Raw genomic sequence first — 16,657 nt, 5'->3', positions numbered from 1 at the left:
ACGAATCTCCTCGGATGTGGGACCCCGTTGCCGGGGCCGCGGGGAGGGGGTTGAGGGCTCTCAAACCCCAGGGAAGGGGGGTGTCTCGGGGGACCCCCACACCCCCACATGACTTTGTTTCCGCAGTTCAAGCGGGTGTGGGGGTGCCGTGTGGGGGTTGTGGGGGTGTGGGGGTGCCACGTGGGAGTCCCACGTGGGGGTTGTGGGGGTCACGCCGCCGGCCAGTCAGCCACCTCGGGCGGCACCTCCAGGTCGCCGCGGCGGATCGCGTCGGCCGCGTCGAGGAGATGCTGGCGTTCGTAGCCGCGGCGTCGTTTGCCGTTCCGTTCGAACGCGTTGGGCGGCCGGGTCACACCCAGCTGGCCGAGCAGTGCGGCCAGTTCGTGCTCGGTCATGCCCAGTGCGGGGGCCATCACCTCGCTGTGCAGGCGCCCGTCTTCCCACGGCAGTGCCAGCGCCCGGCGGAGAAGCTCCGGCAGAGGAGTCTCGGCGCCGCGGATCTCGTGGACCTGCTCGACGCGCACCGGACCCGATGGCGCGGGCTGGGCGGGCATCGGGGCTTCCCCGGACGCGATTCGCTCCGCGCGAGCCGCCGCGACCAGCGCTGCCGGGTCCGCCCACCCCGACGTCGACCCGCCCTTCAGCAGCTTCAGATATGCCCCCGCCGCTTCCCGGGGGGCTGGGGGCTGCACTGGAGGCCGCGGTTCCATCTCCCCGCCGCTGGTCGCATCGCCTGCGGCGGGGTGAGTGAGCGCCGGATCCCAGATGATGGGCTTGCCGCGGCTGTCGGCGACGCCTGGTAACTCGATTGGCTCGGGCCGTTCCAGGTGCACCCGGTCTTCGGGGGTGGAAAACAGCCACCGCATCCGGGAGTGGCGGGTGGCGTACGCCCAACCCGCCGCCGCCGCGCTGGGGGCGTCCAGGTCCGGGCGCATCGCGGAGATCGCCAGGGACGCCGGACGGATGTCGCGGCCCGGTTCCATCTTGAAGCACCGCCACGCGCGAATCTCCTGGCGGCCGAACAGGCGAACGAAGCCGCTACCAGGCCCGGCGAGGTCTTCTACCTTCGGGCCGCGGTCGTAGTCGTAGAAGTAGTCGATCTCTTTCTGTGCGCCGCCCGCCATGATGATCCGGTTGTGGAACAAGGCCAGCAGGTCGGTCGACAGCGTGTTGCTGGTGGAGCGCAGCGCCGACACCAGCACCTGGCAGGCTTCGTTACGGCCGATCCGCGCGGACTCTTCCAGGTTGTCGCGGATCGCCGCCTGGATCGGGTCGCGGATCGTCTGCGACAGCACCTCGAACCCCTCGTCCAGCATTTCGGTGATCTGCGGCACGTCCTTGTCGACGGGCAGCAGTTGCGAGTTGGCTTCCATCCGCCGCTTGCTGTACGCAGTCTTGCGCTCCTTGGCGATGACCTTGTGGGCGTGTGAGACCAGCAGCGCCTCCTCCGGGCACGGAGCAGCCCAGTCGACCGCGGGCCGCTCCACCTGCCCAGCCAGCCAAGGCGCCAGCCACGCCTGGGAAACACCTCCACCGTTGAGGTCGAGCTGCCAGGTGAGGTTGTCGACACACACTCCCAGCTCAACGGTGATGGTGTGCAAGGTGCCGGTCTTACCGGATCCGGTGGTGCCGACCACGATGATGCGCGGCTCTCGCACCTGCACCCGCATAGGGCTGGCATCACGATGCTTGCCCAGCACGATGCCGTCCAGCACGGAGCGGGGACTGTAGTCGCCGGGGTGGTCGAGGTCCAACGCGAGGTGGTTGACGGTGGCGACATGCATCCACACCGAGCCGCGGCGGCCCGCACTGGTGAACTCCACCCCGCACCCATCCAGCAGGTCGGCGTCCGCGGCGAGCCCTTCACGGTGCCCGTCGAGGCGGCCGATGGTCACCCCGCCCGGCGGTAGGCGCAGCAGCAGGGAGAACCCGGCTTTCGTCGGCCAGTCCCGCACCTCGGCGACGTCGACGCGGACTTTGCAGACACGGCGGACTCGATCGACCCAGTCTTCGGCTAGGGCGAGGTGACGGCGCGGCACCATCGCGGTGCTGGCCCGCCGCTCAGCGCGCTGAGCAGCTGGTCCCGGCAGGGGAGGCTGGTTGCCCCACCCCGCCAGCAGGCCGGCCATCAGAGCGCCGATACCCAGGGTCGGCCACGCTTCGACCTGGCCAAGACCAGTGGTCATGGTCCAGGTCAGCCAGCCGCCCGCCCCGGCCCAGCAGCCAAGCCGATACCACAGGGACCGCTGGTCCGTGCCGGACCCGGACAGGAGGGTCGCGGTGATGCCCGCGGAGGTGAGGCCGACCGCCCACCAGGGGGACAGCCCGGCGATCTCCCCAGCGCCGAGCGACAGGGTGGCCAGGCCGAGGGCGCCCATGCCTGCGGCGTTGACCGGTCCGCGGGGTTTGAGCGACCAGTCGGCGCGCGGCCGAGATGTGGTGGTGGCGCCCACCGGGCCCCCTTTCATGCAGGTGCGGCTGGGTTACTGGACGTTCCACTTGCGTTCGCCGACGCGCGGCGTCACCCGGCGGGCGATGTCGTCCTTGTGGCGGACCTTGAAGACCTCGGAGACCTCCTGCCCTTGAGCGCCGATCTTGGCGAAGGAGCTGTACATCTCTTCGAGGCGTTCAACGACGTCGTCGTGGAGGGGGTATTCGGCGCGGAGCCGGTCGGCCCAGATGCGGAATCCGGTGGCGACGGCGCCGGTGACCTCGTCGAGGCTGGCCAGGTGGGCGTCGACGTCCATCATGTCGTCGCTGTGGTAGGCGGCGGCGGCGCCGGGCAGTTCGATGGCGGCCTGGAGGAGGGTGAATGAGCTCACGGGGGTTGTCCTTCCGGGGACGAGCGGTGCGGGCGGTGAGGCGGGGGTTGCCGGTTGGGGGTGGGTCTGGTTGAGGGTGAGGGTGGTGTCGGGAGCGGGTTGCGGCGTGGCGTCTGGGGGTGAGGGCGAGGTCCGCCAGCGGCGGGTGAGCCACGCCCACCCGGAGACGAGGGCGGCGACCACCTCGGCGTCCCACCGGCGGTAGCGCTGCCGCAGGGCAGCGACCGCGGCGCGGCGGCCACCAGTGAGGGCTGCGGCCCAGGCGGTGCTGGCCCGCTGCCCGGTGCGCCGGTCGACCCAGCGGCCTGCCCGCCGAGCGGCGTCAGCGGCGCGCTGGTCGAGGTGCGGGGTTGCGGCCCTCCGGCGGATCGCTTGCCCGGCCCGGGTGAGGTGCTGCCGGGCGGTGCGCGCGTACCGTCCAGCCTGGTGGGCCAGGTGGGCGGTGTGAGCGTCCAGACGGGGGGAGGTGGTTCGGCGGCGGATCGTGCGCCCGGCGGTTGCCAGCTGCTGGGCTGCGGAGCGAGCGGCTCCAGGGGCTTGATGACGGCTTCTGTCGGCTCCTCGCGGACCACTGGCGGGCTGCTTGGGGTTGGGGCGGAACGCGCCAGGGGTGCGGCCAGACGGCGGCTGGCCGCCGGTGAACAGGTGACGGCCTGCCCGCCCGGACCGGTTGCCGAGCGGCGGCATGCGGGAGCTCGTCGAGGTGCGCGTCGACCGGCCAGAGGGGGAGCCGAACGTCATCTTCCGCCCGGACCATCCGCCCGCGGGGCTGTGATGGGTGGACCGTACTCCGCGGTCGCGGCGTGACCGGTCCCGGCGGGGGTGCGTCTGACGCCACCGCCAGTACCCGTAGCCTCCCGCACACGCCACAGTGCCCCCGGCGCCGGCCAGCAGGCCGAGAGCGCCGAGGGCTTGGTAAAGGCCGAAGCCTCCCAGGGTGAGGACGGAGGCGGCACCGACGGCGAGCTGCCCCGCCGGGGTGCCAGCCTCCTGCTTGTCCTCCCCGGAGGGCTGCGCGGGTTGTGTAAGGCCGTTGTCGTGCTCGGCCACGTCGGGCTGCTCGACTGGCTGCCATCGGTCGGGTTCCGGCTCGGACACAGCAACATCCGGCGCTTCGGCCGGCTTGTCGGTGGTCATGTCCCACCTCCAGCGATGATCAGGGCGGTAAGGAAGAGCCACAGGTGGTGCCAGGACTGGTCGAGGGCGTAGGCGCCTGAGGCGAGGCCTTCGCCCATCCGGTAGAAGCCGCCCTTGCCGATCCGCTCGGCCAGCTTGGCGAGGGTGGTGCGGCGGTCGGCCCAGTAGTGCGAGGCCGCGTCGCCGAGCAGCCCGGCGGCCAGCCAGGGGGCGTCCAGCCTCAGGCCGGTGACGAGCATGACCAGGCCGAGGGCGACCGCCTTGGTGATGGTCAGGGTGGCGACGTGCCGGGCGCAGGCCGCGCGGCCCGCCCGGGTCGGGGCTCCCTTGGCGCACGCCTGGCGGTGCGTCTGCACCCAGTGGTCGCCGAAGCTGTGCGCGGCGAGGAGAGTGAAACTGACAGCGGCGAACGTGGCGAGTGCGGCGAGAGTCTCGACGGTCATCACGCACCACCCGCCGGGCCGTGCCCGTTGACCCGCACCTGCGCGCCGGTCCGGAGAAACTCCTCACGATCGATCGAACGCCCTCCGAGCACACCGGGGAAGTCGTTGTCCTCAGGCTCGGACTCCTCGGCTGCGGCGCGCTCGTTGTCGACGTCGACTCGGGCGTAGCCCGCCTTCCGCTTGCTGATCCGGGCGAGGGTGCCGAGCTTCTCCTGGGAGAGCTTCACCCCTCCGTCGAGGCACGCCGCGTAGAGGAGCTTCGCGAACTCGTAGCCGTCAACCTCGGGCGCCTCGGGCTCGTTCCGGACCGGCGCCGGATCGGACATTTCGACTGATCCGGCGGGGGTGGCCACCAGCTCAACGTCACGGTGAGTCACCGCCAGGTTGGCCGTAGGCGCCTCGCTGTGGATGTCGAGCGCCTCCGGGAACAGGTGCCGGAAGACGTGCATCAGGATGTGCGAACCGAACGCGATGGCGCCGACCAACTGCAGGGCGATCAACCCCACAACCCAGGGATCCAACGCTGTCTTCAGGACATCCGACTCCCCGACCATCTCGAATTTGCCCAGGCCGTGCAGGTGGTTGACCACATAGGACGTCACGGTGAACAGCGCCACCACGCCCAGGCAGTAGATCCGGGGGCCGCGCTGGTGTCGCAGCACGACCGCCCCCACCAGAGCCAGAACGATCAATCCGTCGGGGGCGAACGGGTACAGCCACGCACCCCAGTCGTCGAAGTGAGCAGCCTTCGCGCCGTCCGAGTGCGCCGTCCAAGAACCACGGAACGCAACGCCGATGACGACGGCCAGAAGTACGGCGAGGACGAACGCGATCCGGCGGGCGGCGGCGCTCTGGATCACCGGCGCGGAGGTGATCCGGGTGGGTGCTGCAACCGGCTCGGGGTGGGGCTCAGGCGGCGCGGGGGCGATCGTGACTGGAGTCGCGGCCGGGCGGTCAGCGCGGCGCAGTCGAGCGGTGAAGCGACCCCAGCGGGACGACCGCGGACCGGCCTGCTCGGGGTGGTCCAATACGACGGCCGCACGGTCCTCGACATGGTCCTCTGACGTGACCTTGGCCACGTCCATAGCGTTCTCCATCACGGTCCTTCTCTGCTATTGGTGGTGCGGAAGCAAGGTCCCGGACCGCGGTTGAGTCGCGGTCCGGGATCGCTGAGTCAGGGGGCGAGCTTCTCCAGCGCGGCCCGGTACGTCTTGTCATTGGCGGTCTCGCCACCGAGGGCTTCGGCACGCTCGGCGCGGGCGGTCTCCGCGAGGAGGTCGGCGGAGTCGAGGGCGTTGAGGAGGGCCAGATCGCGGGCCAGCTGCTGGGCCGGTGTCATCGGGCACCACCGCTGTAGCAGCGCGGGCAGCCAGGGTGGGTGCACCAGTTGGCGGGGACGACGGCCCACATCTGGACCACGTCGTTGAGCCGGTTGAGGTCGCGGCTCGCCCGCCAGGCGGCGGCGCGGACGACGACGTCGTGCGCGGCGACGATCAGGGCGATCATCAGCTGGCCCCCTTCCGGGAGAACCAGCGGCGGCGAGGCTGCTGGGCGCGGATCGCGTCGGCCAGCTCCCGCACCGCGGCGGCCACATCGGCGACCTCGGCCCGGATGTCGGCGACGTCGGCCAGGCCCTCGCGGAGCTTGGCGACCTCTTCGCTGAGGGCCAGGACCGCGCACCCCGTGCCGATCTGGGCGTCGCGCAGCGCGCGGAACCCGTTGGAGTAGTTCGGCCCCCCGTCGTACTGGCTGGTCCAGCAGTCCCTCTCGTCGGCCGCGGTCAGGAACTTGTGCGCCTGGTCAGCGATCGTCGACAGCTTCTTGCTCATCGGCCCTTCACCGCCTTGAGCACGGTGGGCCGCAGGCCGTCCCGGGTGCTGCCCGGGTTGGCGGCGACGGTCCGGATGATCGTGGTGTTCCGTGATGCATCGCCGACCGGCAGGGAGAGGGTGAGGATGACGTGGAATTCCATCACCGGCCGCCCTTCCTGGTCTGCTCCTGGTAGAGGGCACGGCAGGAGGCGCCGGGGATGGCGTCCGGCCAGCCGGAGGGCTGCTCGCCGGACGGCTGGCGGGAAGCGGCCTTGAGGGTGCGGCTGTGCAGGAGGGGGATGTTGTCCGGGTCCGGACCCGGAGGTGACGCGGGTATGGCTGTACGGCTACGGTTCTGCATGGTTCGGCGCTCCAGTCATGTTGGGGCTTCGTGCCAGGTAGAGGACCCTCGCCCGATGCCAGTCGGGCGGGGGTCTTCTGCGTTCAGAGGGTGAGGTCGGCTCCTTGGTCGAAGCGGAACCGTCGCCCCCAGGAGAGGGTCTGCTGCACCCTGATCAGGAAGCGGCTGGTTCGCCACGGCCCGCCGGGCAGCCGGTAGACGACATCAGCGTCCTCGGGGAAGCAGAACAGCCACTGCCCGTATCGGAGCTTCCCGGCGAGGACCGCGGCGTGTTCCTTGCTGATGGGGCTGGTCTCGACGCGTTCCGCGCCAGTGCTGGGTGTCCACCGCACCCCGTACTCGATCTGCGGGAGGCGGTCAGCGGCGCTCACTGCTACTCCTGACGGGCTGGTGGTCGGAGGGGCGGCAGTGAAGGATCAGCTGCCCGTGGCGCTGCTCGGCGTCAGGGATGGATGCGCACACCCCGGTGCTGCTGGTGAGGTGCAGTTCCATGCCGCTGTGGCCGTGCACCCACCACATGTGGCCCGTGTCGGTCGAGACGACGACATCGCCGGGCTGGAAAACGGTCACGCGCTCTCCTTGAAGGTCGGATGGTGGACCCCGCCTCCTGGTCGGGTGGACAGGGGGCGGGGTCCGGTCCGGCGGGGTGCCGGACTGTGGTGGCCCTGACGGAGGACAGGTCCACCACCCGAGGGGCGGATGCCCAATCCGCGCCCTGGGTGTTGCACCGGCTGCCACCACCTCACGGGCAGGGGCGGCCGGGGGATCATGGGCGGTAGCCTCCGCACCGGTCGACCAGTTCGGCCTGCTCGGCGAGCGCGGCGGTGAACTCGTCGTAGGTGTCGCAGGTGAAACCTGCGACGACGCCGGCGGCGCGCTGGTTGTCGCTGAGCGGGGACGTGCGGCTGGCGTACCACCGGTTGGTGGCGCGCAGGCGCAGGATCGTCCACCCGGGGTAGGTGAACTCCAGTGCGGCGCGCCGTTCGGATGCGGTCGGTTCCGTGTGGAGGGTCACGACGCTTCGACTTTCGCGGCGCGCTGTTCCTGGTCGGCGAGGAGCGGGGACAACTCGTCAAGGGTGTCGGCGTCGACCATGCGGTGGACGTCGGCGTGCTCCTCGGCGGTGCTGATCGGCTCGTGGCGGGTGGCCCACCAGCGCCCGGTGTCGCTGCGCCAGATCGTCCAGCCCGGAAACTCCGCGGCGAGCTCGTCGAGGTCCTTGATGTCGGCGCTCATGGGGTTCCCGCCGATCGGAGCCTCCGGCCACGCCCTACCCGGATGGGTGTGGCCGGAGGCGGCTGGTGCATCCGCTGGCCGGGTTTCGGCCGGGGGTGCACACTGGGGGTGCGACCGCAGACCCATCGCGAGGGGCGGCCGCACCCGTCTTTCACCTCGTCCGGGCGGGGGCCCGGCGAGGAAGCATGATCGTTACTGTGCCATGCTGTTGCATGCTGTAGCAGACTTCTGCCTGCACTTCCCTGCTTAGGCAGGCAGTGGCATGAAGCTCTACCGTCTCCACCATGATCAAAAAGGTGGGGGGCGAGATCGTCTGGGCGACGGACCGGGCGAGATGGAAGCAGGTCGCCGACGAGCTGCGCCACCGCATCCGGGACGGCGAGTACAAGCCGCGCTACCCCATCCCCAGCCTCAACCAGCTGCACCAGGAATTCCAGGTCGCCAAAAACACGATCCGCAAGGTGGTCGTGCAACTGGTCAACGAGGGCTATGTCCGCGCTGAGCACGGCGTTGCGACGTTCGTGCGCCCGAAGGAGGACTGGCCGCCCGCTCAGGACGATGAGTAGCGTCATGGCGTGACCTCCGCCAACAGCTGCTCCTCGGCGCGCAGGCGCTCGGCCAGCGCGGCGGGCGTGTCGCCGTCGACGTACAGTCGCGCCCCGGCCTTGATCTGAGCTGTGGTCGGCCGGTCGTTGCGGATAGCCCAGTAGGGGCGGTGGCCGGCACCGGTCCCCCTGATCTCCCATCGGGAGAACTCATTGTCCGACGCCTTGGCGTCGTCCTGCTTGTGCGTCATCCTTGCCTCACTTGCGGTAATCGCCGAGGGCCTGCTGACATACTCACGCGCTCTCAAGTAAAATGCAAGAGGTAAGTTCACATAAGCAAAATGTCTATTTTGTGCGGAAACTCCACTTTTGAGGAGATGGCAACGTGACGTCCAGCCCCACAGTCAAACGGCGCCGACTGTCCGCGGCCCTCCAAAAACTGCGCATCGCCGCAGGTATGGAACCCAAGGACGCAGCCAAGCGGCTGGAATGGGACCAAACCAAGGTCCACCGCATCGAACGCAACAAATGGGTCCGCCCCGACCCGAACGACATCCGCATGCTCCTCGACCTCTACGGAGTCACCGACGAGCGTCAACGCGAAGGCCTGCTCACCCTCGCCCGCGAATCACGCCAACGCGGCTGGTGGGCCGACTACCAGGACGTGTTCCGCGGGTCCTTCCCCGACTTCGAGGCCGGAGCTGCCGTCATCCAGACCTACGAGATCGCTTGTATCCCGGGGCTTCTGCAAACCGAACGGTACGCTCACGCGATCATCGAAGGCGCACACCTGGAGAACGACGTCAACCGCCGCGTCCAGGCGCGCCTCGCTCGCCAAGGGGTACTGAACCGAGACAGTCCGCCACAGTTCTGGGCCGTCATCGACGAGGCCGCGCTGCGTCGCGTCGTCGGCGGGCCAGAGGTCATGGCCGAGCAGCTGCTCCACATCGTCAAGGTCGCCGAGCAGCCCAACGTCGCCGTCCAAGTACTCCCCTTCGATGCCGGAGCCCACGCCGCCCTCATGGGTTCGTTCGTCATCCTCGACTTCGAAAGCGATCTTGACCCGAGCATCGTCTACGTCGAGACCGAAACAGATGCTCTGTATCTGGAGGAGGCGCCCGTCCTACACAGGTATAACGTCGTCTACAGCCATGTGCAGTCGCGGTCCCTCTCCCCGGAGGAGTCGCTGAAGTTCATGGAGTCCCTGGCCAAACAACTACAGCAGAGGTAGGCGAGGATGGATCGAAGCAACCAGCCTCAGCTCGTCTGGCGCAAGAGCACGCTCTCTGGCGGCAGCGGCGACAACTGCGTGGAAGTGGCGGACCTGCCAGATGGCGGCGCCCTCATACGCGACACCAAGAACCGCGCGGGCGGCGAGCTCCACATCACCCCGGGTGGGTGGCGCACGTTCCTGTCGGCGGTTAAGGCCAGCTCCTTCGAGTAGGTCACCCGCACCGGGTGACGGTCTGCGCTGGCAGCTGTTCCGGGTGCAGGATCTCTGAAACACGGCGGGCTCGCTCGGTGGTGGAACACCGGGCGAGCCCTTGATCACCACCTGCACTACCAGGAGGAGACCCATGGGCACGATACACGCTGCCCCTGCACGTACTCTCGCCCGCCGAAACAGCGGGATCTGATGGGGTACGAACTGCGTCGCTGGCTCGCCGACCGCCTCCCCGCCGCCCTCTCCTCAGGAGAGCGGCTGGTCGCCCTCGAGATCGCCGACCAAGCCAACGAGCAGACCCGCCGCGCCTACGGCAGCCAGACCCGCGCCATCATCCTGCGCCGCACCGGCTACGCCGACAGCAAGCAACTCGGCAAGGTGCTGACGAAGCTGGCCAAGAACGGCATCGAGATGCGCGAGCCGATCCGCGGCAAGGACGGTGAACCCGTGCGTGATAAGCGAGGCCGGGTGATGTACGCCTGCAATGGGCGCGAGATGTCCGAGTTCGTGGTGCCCCACCTGGAGGACCTTCCAAGCTGCCCTGATCAGGGCAGCTTCCTGGATGAAGCTGCCCCCGGAAGGTCGCCCAATCAGGGCAGCTTGGAAGATGAAGCTGCCCCGCCTGGTCCGGAAGCTGCCCCAGATGGGGCAGCTTCCGGCGTGAAGGTGCCCCGCCTGGTCCCGAAGGTGCCCCGAGCGGGGCACCCTTCTCCTCAATCCCCTCAGGAGAACTCCTCATCTCTCCTCAGCCACGAGCGCGTCGTCCTGGAGGCCCTCGCCCCGGCTGGCGTCACCGAGGACGAGATGAGAGAAGTCATCAGGGAGATCACAAAAGCGAGCAAGGTCAAGATCGAGAACCCGGCTGGCTACTTCAGGGCGATCGCTGCGCGCGGAGACCTCCCCGACTACCTCAACCGGGTCCGCGGCAACGCTGAACGAGCCGCCTCCTACGCCGCCCGCCAGACCCAACCGCCGCCCGTCACGCCGGAGCAGCCGCCGGCCGCTGACGAGCCGCCGGTGACGTCGGAGGAGCGGGACGCCGCGATCGCAGCTGTCCGGGAGGTTCTGCGCGGAGCCCGGGTCCGCCGCGGCCTGGGCGGTCCGGCTCGCCTCGTTCATCCTCGGGCGCCTCTCGAGGTGCCGCCTGCTGTCGCCGCGGCTCACGCGGCGCTGAACCGGCGCGGTGATGCGTTCGATTTGCTGACTGCGGCCCGGCAACAGCTGGGCGGGCAGGCGGGGCGGGACGAGGTGGTGGTGCTCGCCGCCGAGCTGGCGCACGCTTGACTCAGCCGCCGGGGCGGGAGTGCGTGGGGGCGGTCAACGCGGCAGGCCCCCGCGGTGAAGCGGGGGCCTGTGGATCGAAGCCTTTCGATCGTAGCCAGCGGCGCCGACAGAACGCGAGAGCAAGCGGTCGTTCGGTTATACCGATTTCGGATGGATCCGATCGCGGGCCCGGCGGCTGGGAGGCGTGGGAGGAATTTGGGAGGAGCCACCCCCCAACAAGCATGATCAACACCGATTAGTATGTCCCGGTTGACCTGCATAAATACGCATATATGCAGGTCACGCAAGGAGCCTAACGTTGTTTGCAAGCAGGATGTCAGGAGTTCGAATCTCCTAGGCTCCACTCCCTCTCGGACACGAAAAAGCCCAGGTCAGGCATGGTTGCCGTAACCTGGGCTTTGATCTTCATTCGGCCTTCTTTCGCTCCCGTGCCCGTTGCGTGCCCGATCCCTTCCCAAGTGCCCCACGGGCGAGACCGTCGAGCTCCCGCTGCCGCTCGTACGTCGAGTGTTGATAGACCATCGCGGCCCGCGTGCTGGAGTGCCCCATACGCTCCATCAGCTCTCGGATCGACGCCCCGGCGTTCGCGGCGAGTGTGTTTCCGGTGTGCCGCAGGTCGTGAAAGTGGATCTTTGGAAGGCCCGCGTCTATGAGCGCCTAAGTCCAGACGCGGCGATTGAAGTTGGTGTTCCGGAGTGGACCGTCATCCGGCCCCGCGAAGATCAGCCCTTTGTTCGCCGTCCTGGGTGAAGTCCTTCACATGCGCCCGCAAGTCCTCGATGATCAGATCGGGGATCACCACCCTCCGCTTGCCCGCCGCCGACTTGGGTTCGGTGAAGACAAGCCCTTTGCCGGTGAGCTGCATCAACTGACGCTCCAGCGCACGGTCCCGGCGTCAAGCGCCGCCGTACCCGGCCATCTGTGGCATCCTCTGGCTTATGGCGATCAAGGCGCTGTTGTTCGATGTCGACGGGGTGTTACTCGACTCCAGCGCAACGCACCGACGGATCTGGGATGCCTGGTCGGACATGCGCGGGCTGGACAGAAACCTGGTGTGGAGCCTCACTCACGGCCGTCGGCCTGAGGACACCGTCCGCGATGTCGCCCCTGATCTCGATCCCACCGTCGAGCGCAAGGTGTTGAACCAACTGATGGCCATGGAAGGTGATGCCTTCCCGGCAGCATCGGGGGCTGTAAGCCTGCTGGGCAAGCTGGAGCGGCATCCTTGGGCATTGGTTACTTCGGGCAGCCAAGCCCCTGTTCACCGGCGCTTCCGGCTTGCCGCGCTTCCGTTGCCCTCGGTGCAGATTTACGGCGAGAACGTCACACGTTCTAAGCCTCATCCCGAGGGCTATCTCAAGGCGGCTGAACTTCTCCTGACTGATCCGAACGACTGCATCGTGATCGAGGATGCCCCCACGGGGTAGCCGCTGGGAAGGCAGCGGGATGCACGGTGATCGCTGTGGCCACTACTCACACTCCTCGTGAGCTGGCCAAGGCGGATGACTGCTTCCCCTCACTTAAGGAGGCGACACCGTACCTTCTGAAGTTGATCAACAATCGCTGAGTGCTGCACCGGCGGCACATGACCGCTCACACCTCATTCGTCCAGCACCATTCCAAGGCAGATGACGACCTCCCAACCTCCGGTGACCCGCTCCTGTCGGAAGCAGTCCCGGGCCGGGCGACGTGCCCGTTGCGTGCCCGTCAGGAGGGTGATCAAGGAGGACTCACGGGGAACCACGGGTACTCGGAGCACTCCCCCAGGTCAGCGTCTTCCCAGCTCAGCGACCAATCATGATAGAGACTTCCCAAGCTGATAATGCAGATCACTCTATTCCGTGCCAGCTTGACTAGATCGTTCAGAGTTCAGCCAGTATTCAAATGATAAACTCGTAGATTTGAGCACGGCAGGATCGTATGGCGGCTCAGGCCAGATTTGCAGAAAGTAGTGATCGCCTATTTCGATCGCGATTTCTTCGTCCATACCTCTAACGTGGTATCGCAAACGATATGTTCCGGGACCGGCGGACAGCGGAGGAAGAGGATACGTCCTCCCTCCTCCCCACTCCTGCAGCGAAAGCCGGCCCGATGGGGACTCGTAGCTGATCTCGACGATGTCTTCGTAGCCATCGAGGTCAGCGCCCGGATCCCGATCGGCAACAGCCACTGTGAACTCCACCGTTCCCCACTGAGGGCCTACAAACAGGAGGGCCCTGCCTGTCTCCACTCGGATGATCCCCACAGGGGGGCTTGGCACGTCATCAAACTGGCCGGCCGCGTCACACCCCTCATCCACGAGATAAACCTGGCTGTAATCCACCTCCACATCCATCTGTTTGATCTGCACGACAGGAGTTTCATCTCTGGTCATGGGCGGGAAGCATAGACTCCGCCACCGACAAGATCGGCTATCAGAGGCAGAGCAATCAGGCTGCCGTCAAGTGATGGGCGACGAGCGAGTTTCCCGTGCCAGATGCGTGCCAGAACAGGCGGGGAACCACGGTCACTCACGGGGACTCACGGGGACTCGACCCGCCCTGACCTGCACCCCTGTTTTCCCAGCTCGGGGCAGCAAGCTCAGTAGATGATTCCCAAGCTGATGTTGCCGCTGGAAGAGCACCTGATCTTATTCATCATCGTCGTCACTGGTGTACGCGTCATATAACTTGCGGCGGAGGAGATCGGTTCGGACAGTCAGGGCACCAAGAAGTTCCTCATCGCTCAGCCCATCCGTGGTCCTGAAGGCCCATGAGGAGTGACCTTCCTCATCAAAGCACTTCACGAGAACTATCGCGCTCAGAGCGGTCCATCCTTCGGGAAGCGAGTAGACGTTGAGACCATTCAGGGCCTGGCCTACGGGTACTTCTTTCTCTCCCTCCGTCATGGAGTCTCCTGATGGCCGGTAGTGGAACGAATCGAGATGTGCTGCTCAAGCGCGTCGCAGCAAACATCGAAACCACTGTGTCGAGGGCACTCGACTTCACCAGCTCGCGGGCAGTAGTAGATGTTCGAGCAACCGCAGTCGAAGAACACAGGCAAGGGGTCAGGCAGGCCAAGCATGTTTCTGATCATGTGCCGTTGGCTCCCTGCTGTGCAACTACTTTGATCTTCGATGGTCCGGTAGTACCGCAACAGAGGCACATGGCGGCTCATATCCACACCCGTCCAGCACCGGTTGAGACCAAGTTCCGAGTCACTGATCATGGCCGGGATAGTCCTGAAAGGAGGCGATCAGGCCATTGAGGAAGCCTTGGCTGTACAGCCATAAGTACAGCCAAGAGGGTGAACGACGCCGGAACTCAGCGAACGTCCACGGACACCGTGCCCGCAGGTCAGAGCCTCAGACCTTGATTGAATCGACCTCTTTTAATCCGCAGGTCGCCGATTTTGGCAGCCATCAGGGAAGGGGGAGGAGTGACCAGTAGTAGAAGGTGTTCATGTTCCGGACAGGATTGATTGGTAGTATGTCGCCCTAAGTATTTGATAACAAGGAGTCATGGGTGCGACCGTCCCGGGCATTGGCTGGTCTTTTCGTCCTGCTCGCCGTCCTTCTGACAGGATGCGCGAGTGCTGATGGCAGCAAGGGGATTGTGATCCCCGACAGCCCAGTCGGCAAACAGATGCGGTGGTATCTGGATGCTGTGAATCGCGCTCCGATTGCCGAGGGCGAGCTGAAGGAGCACCTAAGTCAAGATTTCCTCAAGGAAATTCCTCCGCAGAGATTCAATGAGATCGCCCAGGGGCTGACAGAGCTGACAGTGGATGAACTGAGCAGCACCAAACCGACAGTGCTGATTGGGCTGACATCCATTCCCCTGGGACAGAAATATGACACGAAGATCTCCGTAGGGACTGACGGAAAGATCGACTACTTGCTCTTTGAGCCCAAGTAGCGACACGGGGTGACAGCAGCACTGTGACGGCAACGGCCCGAACTCGGCGGCATGATCTCGACTCTCGACTTCGGTAGCCGTACGGCAGAGCCTTTGATCGTCCTGATGAGGAAAGACCCGTCACAGACGGCGTGCCCGTCGCGCGCCGGGCATGCGGCCTGGGGCCGGTCTCGGCGCGCGGGCAGGACTTCGGACCGTCGCCGTACGCCGGCCGCGCCGCCCGGACCATGCGATCCGCCCATGGTCACGCCGCCGCTGCCCAGACAGGGCCTTACTGCTCAGGAGTCGAGTACGGCGGCGACGGCTTCGATTTCAACGAGCTGGCCGTCGTAACCAAGCACGGTGACTCCCATCAAGGTGCTCGGTACGTCATGGTCACCGAACGAGTCCCGGACCACCTGCCAGGCAGCCACCAAATCCTCCCGCCGGGTGGACGCGACGAGAACCCTTGTGCTGATGACGTCCTGCAACGATGCGCCGGAGGCAGTGAGAGCCGCCCGCATGTTCTCGATGGCTTTCGCTGCTTGGCCCGCGTAGTCCCCAATCGCTGCCGTCGAGCCGTCCTCGTTCAGGGGACACGCTCCGGCGAGGAAGATGAGTCGCGACTCGGCAGGCGCCGTGGCTGCGTAAGCGTACTCGGCGATGTCGGACAGAGAAGCGGAGCGGATCAAAGTGATGGCGCTAGGCATGGTCGCTCAGTTCCTTTCATATCGGGCACAGAGCGACCATCCTGACGTTGGCCTCCTGCCTGCCGCCTCCTATTTTCACAGGCCAAGCCGCCCGTACCTCGCGGCCCGCCCATGGTCACGCCGCCGCACAGACGCAGCCCTACGATCGCCACTGCGTGGTCGAACGTCGTACGTGGTCGGGGGCGATCGCTGATCCAGGGTTTGTTCCGCACCCTGGATCAGCGATCATGGTGGTTGATCGCCGAGCGACTGGGAGCCGCCCTGGGAGCCACCGGACTGGACAATCATGAACGTTGGCGGAGCGCTGCGGACGATGTGGCCTTCAGCGACCTGCCTGGTGAACGAGTCCGGACGGCTCTGAAGATCGTTTGGGGACCTATGGATCAAAAGATTGAACCGTGCCCGCCCACACCCGGATCGGCCAAAAGCACCACCCGACCAGCCTCCACATCGAGCAGCACGCTCATGATTTCCGCGATTGACCACCCGCTGGTGGTGTAGGCACGGCTTTCAAGGTCGGCGTAGCTGTGAGAGAGAGCGTTCACGAGGGAGGTTGCCGCGCCGAATCCCGCTCCGACCACCAGGGCACTCACCAGGATCTCTACGGGACGGGTCACACGCGAGCAGTCCTGCCATCGACTGCCGTGCCGCTGATCGTTGGTCACGACGCCTTCCTATCGGAAAGATCATGATTTGTACGGCGGATGTTCAATGCGATCCAGAGATCAGCCACATTTGGCGGTCGGGGACATATTTCAAGTGGATCACCAAATGCAGCACCCACAGGAGGCATTTCACCCTCGGCCACCTTAGCCCGATCGACTACGAGCAGTAGACCCCCGATAAGGTGCTGCTCGCCGCACAACAATCGGCGTCCACACTTCGGGGCGAGCGCCCAAGGCCGGGTAGTTAGGGTTTCTGGCCTGCTGGCAAGGGGCCGGGCGAAGCCGTGGTCGCGGTGTAGATGCCGTGGCCGATCTTGCGGATGA

Annotated in this window: 26 protein-coding genes; 6 read left to right on the top strand and 20 right to left on the bottom strand. The window is 66.6% G+C overall.

The genetic code is table 11. The annotated features are described in order from the left end of the window. Positions 1 to 209 precede the first annotated feature (209 nt). From AB0B90_RS30115 to AB0B90_RS30055, 13 genes are all read right to left on the bottom strand, one after another. Complete coding sequence (locus AB0B90_RS30115) at positions 210 to 2,453, bottom strand: hypothetical protein (protein WP_362925913.1); 2,244 nt, start codon at positions 2,451 to 2,453, stop codon at positions 210 to 212. 30 nt (positions 2,454 to 2,483) lie between these two features. Further along, positions 2,484 to 3,959: a hypothetical protein gene (locus tag AB0B90_RS30110; protein WP_362925912.1), complete on the bottom strand. Its 1,476-nt coding sequence runs from the start codon at positions 3,957 to 3,959 to the stop codon at positions 2,484 to 2,486. Then, a complete protein-coding gene (locus AB0B90_RS30105) occupies positions 3,956 to 4,402 on the bottom strand; it encodes a transcriptional regulator (RefSeq protein ID WP_362925911.1) in 447 nt (148 codons plus the stop codon). Before AB0B90_RS30105 ends, AB0B90_RS30110 begins: the two co-directional genes overlap by 4 nt. Continuing rightward, positions 4,402 to 5,487: a DUF2637 domain-containing protein gene (locus tag AB0B90_RS30100; protein ID WP_362925910.1), complete on the bottom strand. Its 1,086-nt coding sequence runs from the start codon at positions 5,485 to 5,487 to the stop codon at positions 4,402 to 4,404. Before AB0B90_RS30100 ends, AB0B90_RS30105 begins: the two co-directional genes overlap by 1 nt. A gap of 89 nt (positions 5,488 to 5,576) precedes the next feature. Then, on the bottom strand, positions 5,577 to 5,741 hold the full coding sequence (locus AB0B90_RS30095; protein WP_362925909.1) for a hypothetical protein: 165 nt from the start codon (positions 5,739 to 5,741) through the stop codon (positions 5,577 to 5,579). Further along, positions 5,738 to 5,908 carry a hypothetical protein gene (locus AB0B90_RS30090; protein ID WP_362925908.1) on the bottom strand — a complete coding sequence of 57 codons (171 nt, stop codon included), beginning with the start codon at positions 5,906 to 5,908 and terminating at the stop codon, positions 5,738 to 5,740. Before AB0B90_RS30090 ends, AB0B90_RS30095 begins: the two co-directional genes overlap by 4 nt. Continuing rightward, positions 5,908 to 6,231 (bottom strand): hypothetical protein, encoded by a 324-nt coding sequence (locus tag AB0B90_RS30085; RefSeq protein WP_362925907.1) that lies wholly within the window; start codon positions 6,229 to 6,231, stop codon positions 5,908 to 5,910. The genes AB0B90_RS30090 and AB0B90_RS30085 overlap by 1 nt, the downstream gene beginning before the upstream one ends. Continuing rightward, positions 6,228 to 6,374, bottom strand: a complete 147-nt coding sequence (locus tag AB0B90_RS30080) for a hypothetical protein (protein WP_362925906.1) — start codon at positions 6,372 to 6,374, stop codon at positions 6,228 to 6,230. The genes AB0B90_RS30085 and AB0B90_RS30080 overlap by 4 nt, the downstream gene beginning before the upstream one ends. Then, positions 6,374 to 6,574, bottom strand: coding sequence for a hypothetical protein (locus AB0B90_RS30075; RefSeq protein ID WP_362925905.1), 201 nt, complete (start codon positions 6,572 to 6,574; stop codon positions 6,374 to 6,376). Before AB0B90_RS30075 ends, AB0B90_RS30080 begins: the two co-directional genes overlap by 1 nt. A gap of 83 nt (positions 6,575 to 6,657) precedes the next feature. Beyond that, on the bottom strand, positions 6,658 to 6,945 hold the full coding sequence (locus AB0B90_RS30070; protein ID WP_362925904.1) for a hypothetical protein: 288 nt from the start codon (positions 6,943 to 6,945) through the stop codon (positions 6,658 to 6,660). Then, positions 6,932 to 7,144 carry a hypothetical protein gene (locus AB0B90_RS30065; RefSeq protein ID WP_362925903.1) on the bottom strand — a complete coding sequence of 71 codons (213 nt, stop codon included), beginning with the start codon at positions 7,142 to 7,144 and terminating at the stop codon, positions 6,932 to 6,934. The genes AB0B90_RS30070 and AB0B90_RS30065 overlap by 14 nt, the downstream gene beginning before the upstream one ends. A gap of 196 nt (positions 7,145 to 7,340) precedes the next feature. After that, on the bottom strand, positions 7,341 to 7,589 hold the full coding sequence (locus AB0B90_RS30060; RefSeq protein WP_362925902.1) for a hypothetical protein: 249 nt from the start codon (positions 7,587 to 7,589) through the stop codon (positions 7,341 to 7,343). Further along, entirely contained in the window at positions 7,586 to 7,810 is a 225-nt protein-coding gene (locus tag AB0B90_RS30055; RefSeq protein ID WP_362925901.1) for a hypothetical protein, read from the bottom strand. Before AB0B90_RS30055 ends, AB0B90_RS30060 begins: the two co-directional genes overlap by 4 nt. Before the next feature lie 284 nt (positions 7,811 to 8,094). Between AB0B90_RS30055 and AB0B90_RS30050 the strand changes: the two genes are divergently transcribed. Continuing rightward, on the top strand, positions 8,095 to 8,376 hold the full coding sequence (locus tag AB0B90_RS30050; RefSeq protein ID WP_362925900.1) for a winged helix-turn-helix domain-containing protein: 282 nt from the start codon (positions 8,095 to 8,097) through the stop codon (positions 8,374 to 8,376). Positions 8,377 to 8,378: 2 nt separating this feature from the next. Here the strand turns inward: AB0B90_RS30050 and AB0B90_RS30045 are convergent, their stop codons facing one another. After that, positions 8,379 to 8,606, bottom strand: coding sequence for a hypothetical protein (locus AB0B90_RS30045; RefSeq protein WP_362925899.1), 228 nt, complete (start codon positions 8,604 to 8,606; stop codon positions 8,379 to 8,381). 134 nt (positions 8,607 to 8,740) lie between these two features. Between AB0B90_RS30045 and AB0B90_RS30040 the strand changes: the two genes are divergently transcribed. The 3 genes from AB0B90_RS30040 (at position 8,741) to AB0B90_RS30030 (ending at position 11,083) form a co-directional block, all read left to right on the top strand. Beyond that, positions 8,741 to 9,586 carry a helix-turn-helix transcriptional regulator gene (locus tag AB0B90_RS30040; RefSeq protein ID WP_362925898.1) on the top strand — a complete coding sequence of 282 codons (846 nt, stop codon included), beginning with the start codon at positions 8,741 to 8,743 and terminating at the stop codon, positions 9,584 to 9,586. 6 nt (positions 9,587 to 9,592) lie between these two features. Further along, a complete protein-coding gene (locus AB0B90_RS30035) occupies positions 9,593 to 9,799 on the top strand; it encodes a DUF397 domain-containing protein (RefSeq protein WP_362925897.1) in 207 nt (68 codons plus the stop codon). A gap of 192 nt (positions 9,800 to 9,991) precedes the next feature. After that, positions 9,992 to 11,083, top strand: a complete 1,092-nt coding sequence (locus tag AB0B90_RS30030) for a hypothetical protein (protein ID WP_362925896.1) — start codon at positions 9,992 to 9,994, stop codon at positions 11,081 to 11,083. 405 nt (positions 11,084 to 11,488) lie between these two features. On the opposite strand, the gene AB0B90_RS30025 is transcribed toward AB0B90_RS30030, so the two are convergent. Both AB0B90_RS30025 and AB0B90_RS30020 read right to left on the bottom strand, forming a co-directional pair. After that, positions 11,489 to 11,734: a tyrosine-type recombinase/integrase gene (locus AB0B90_RS30025; RefSeq protein WP_362926065.1), complete on the bottom strand. Its 246-nt coding sequence runs from the start codon at positions 11,732 to 11,734 to the stop codon at positions 11,489 to 11,491. A 52-nt stretch (positions 11,735 to 11,786) separates the two neighbouring features. Beyond that, a complete protein-coding gene (locus AB0B90_RS30020) occupies positions 11,787 to 11,948 on the bottom strand; it encodes a hypothetical protein (protein WP_362925895.1) in 162 nt (53 codons plus the stop codon). Positions 11,949 to 12,021: 73 nt separating this feature from the next. Here AB0B90_RS30020 and AB0B90_RS30015 point away from each other — a divergent pair, with 73 nt between their 5' ends. Beyond that, the gene (locus AB0B90_RS30015) at positions 12,022 to 12,510 is read left to right on the top strand and encodes an HAD-IA family hydrolase (RefSeq protein ID WP_362925894.1); all 489 of its coding nucleotides are present in this window, start codon (positions 12,022 to 12,024) and stop codon (positions 12,508 to 12,510) included. Positions 12,511 to 12,917: 407 nt separating this feature from the next. Here the strand turns inward: AB0B90_RS30015 and AB0B90_RS30010 are convergent, their stop codons facing one another. After that, positions 12,918 to 13,457, bottom strand: coding sequence for a hypothetical protein (locus AB0B90_RS30010; RefSeq protein ID WP_362925893.1), 540 nt, complete (start codon positions 13,455 to 13,457; stop codon positions 12,918 to 12,920). A 255-nt stretch (positions 13,458 to 13,712) separates the two neighbouring features. Then, positions 13,713 to 13,970, bottom strand: a complete 258-nt coding sequence (locus AB0B90_RS30005) for a hypothetical protein (RefSeq protein ID WP_362925892.1) — start codon at positions 13,968 to 13,970, stop codon at positions 13,713 to 13,715. 616 nt (positions 13,971 to 14,586) lie between these two features. Between AB0B90_RS30005 and AB0B90_RS30000 the strand changes: the two genes are divergently transcribed. Further along, positions 14,587 to 14,979: a Cpe/LpqF family protein gene (locus AB0B90_RS30000; RefSeq protein WP_362925891.1), complete on the top strand. Its 393-nt coding sequence runs from the start codon at positions 14,587 to 14,589 to the stop codon at positions 14,977 to 14,979. A 278-nt stretch (positions 14,980 to 15,257) separates the two neighbouring features. On the opposite strand, the gene AB0B90_RS29995 is transcribed toward AB0B90_RS30000, so the two are convergent. After that, positions 15,258 to 15,668 carry a Rid family hydrolase gene (locus tag AB0B90_RS29995; protein ID WP_350941944.1) on the bottom strand — a complete coding sequence of 137 codons (411 nt, stop codon included), beginning with the start codon at positions 15,666 to 15,668 and terminating at the stop codon, positions 15,258 to 15,260. 383 nt (positions 15,669 to 16,051) lie between these two features. Next, positions 16,052 to 16,333, bottom strand: coding sequence for a hypothetical protein (locus AB0B90_RS29990; RefSeq protein WP_362925890.1), 282 nt, complete (start codon positions 16,331 to 16,333; stop codon positions 16,052 to 16,054). Positions 16,334 to 16,657: the final 324 nt, after the last annotated feature.

Origin of the sequence: Streptosporangium sp. NPDC049078 (assembly GCF_040648855.1) — a bacterium.
Classification (GTDB): Bacteria; Actinomycetota; Actinomycetes; order Streptosporangiales; family Streptosporangiaceae; genus Streptosporangium.
This window is presented reverse-complemented; position numbering and strand designations above follow the sequence as displayed.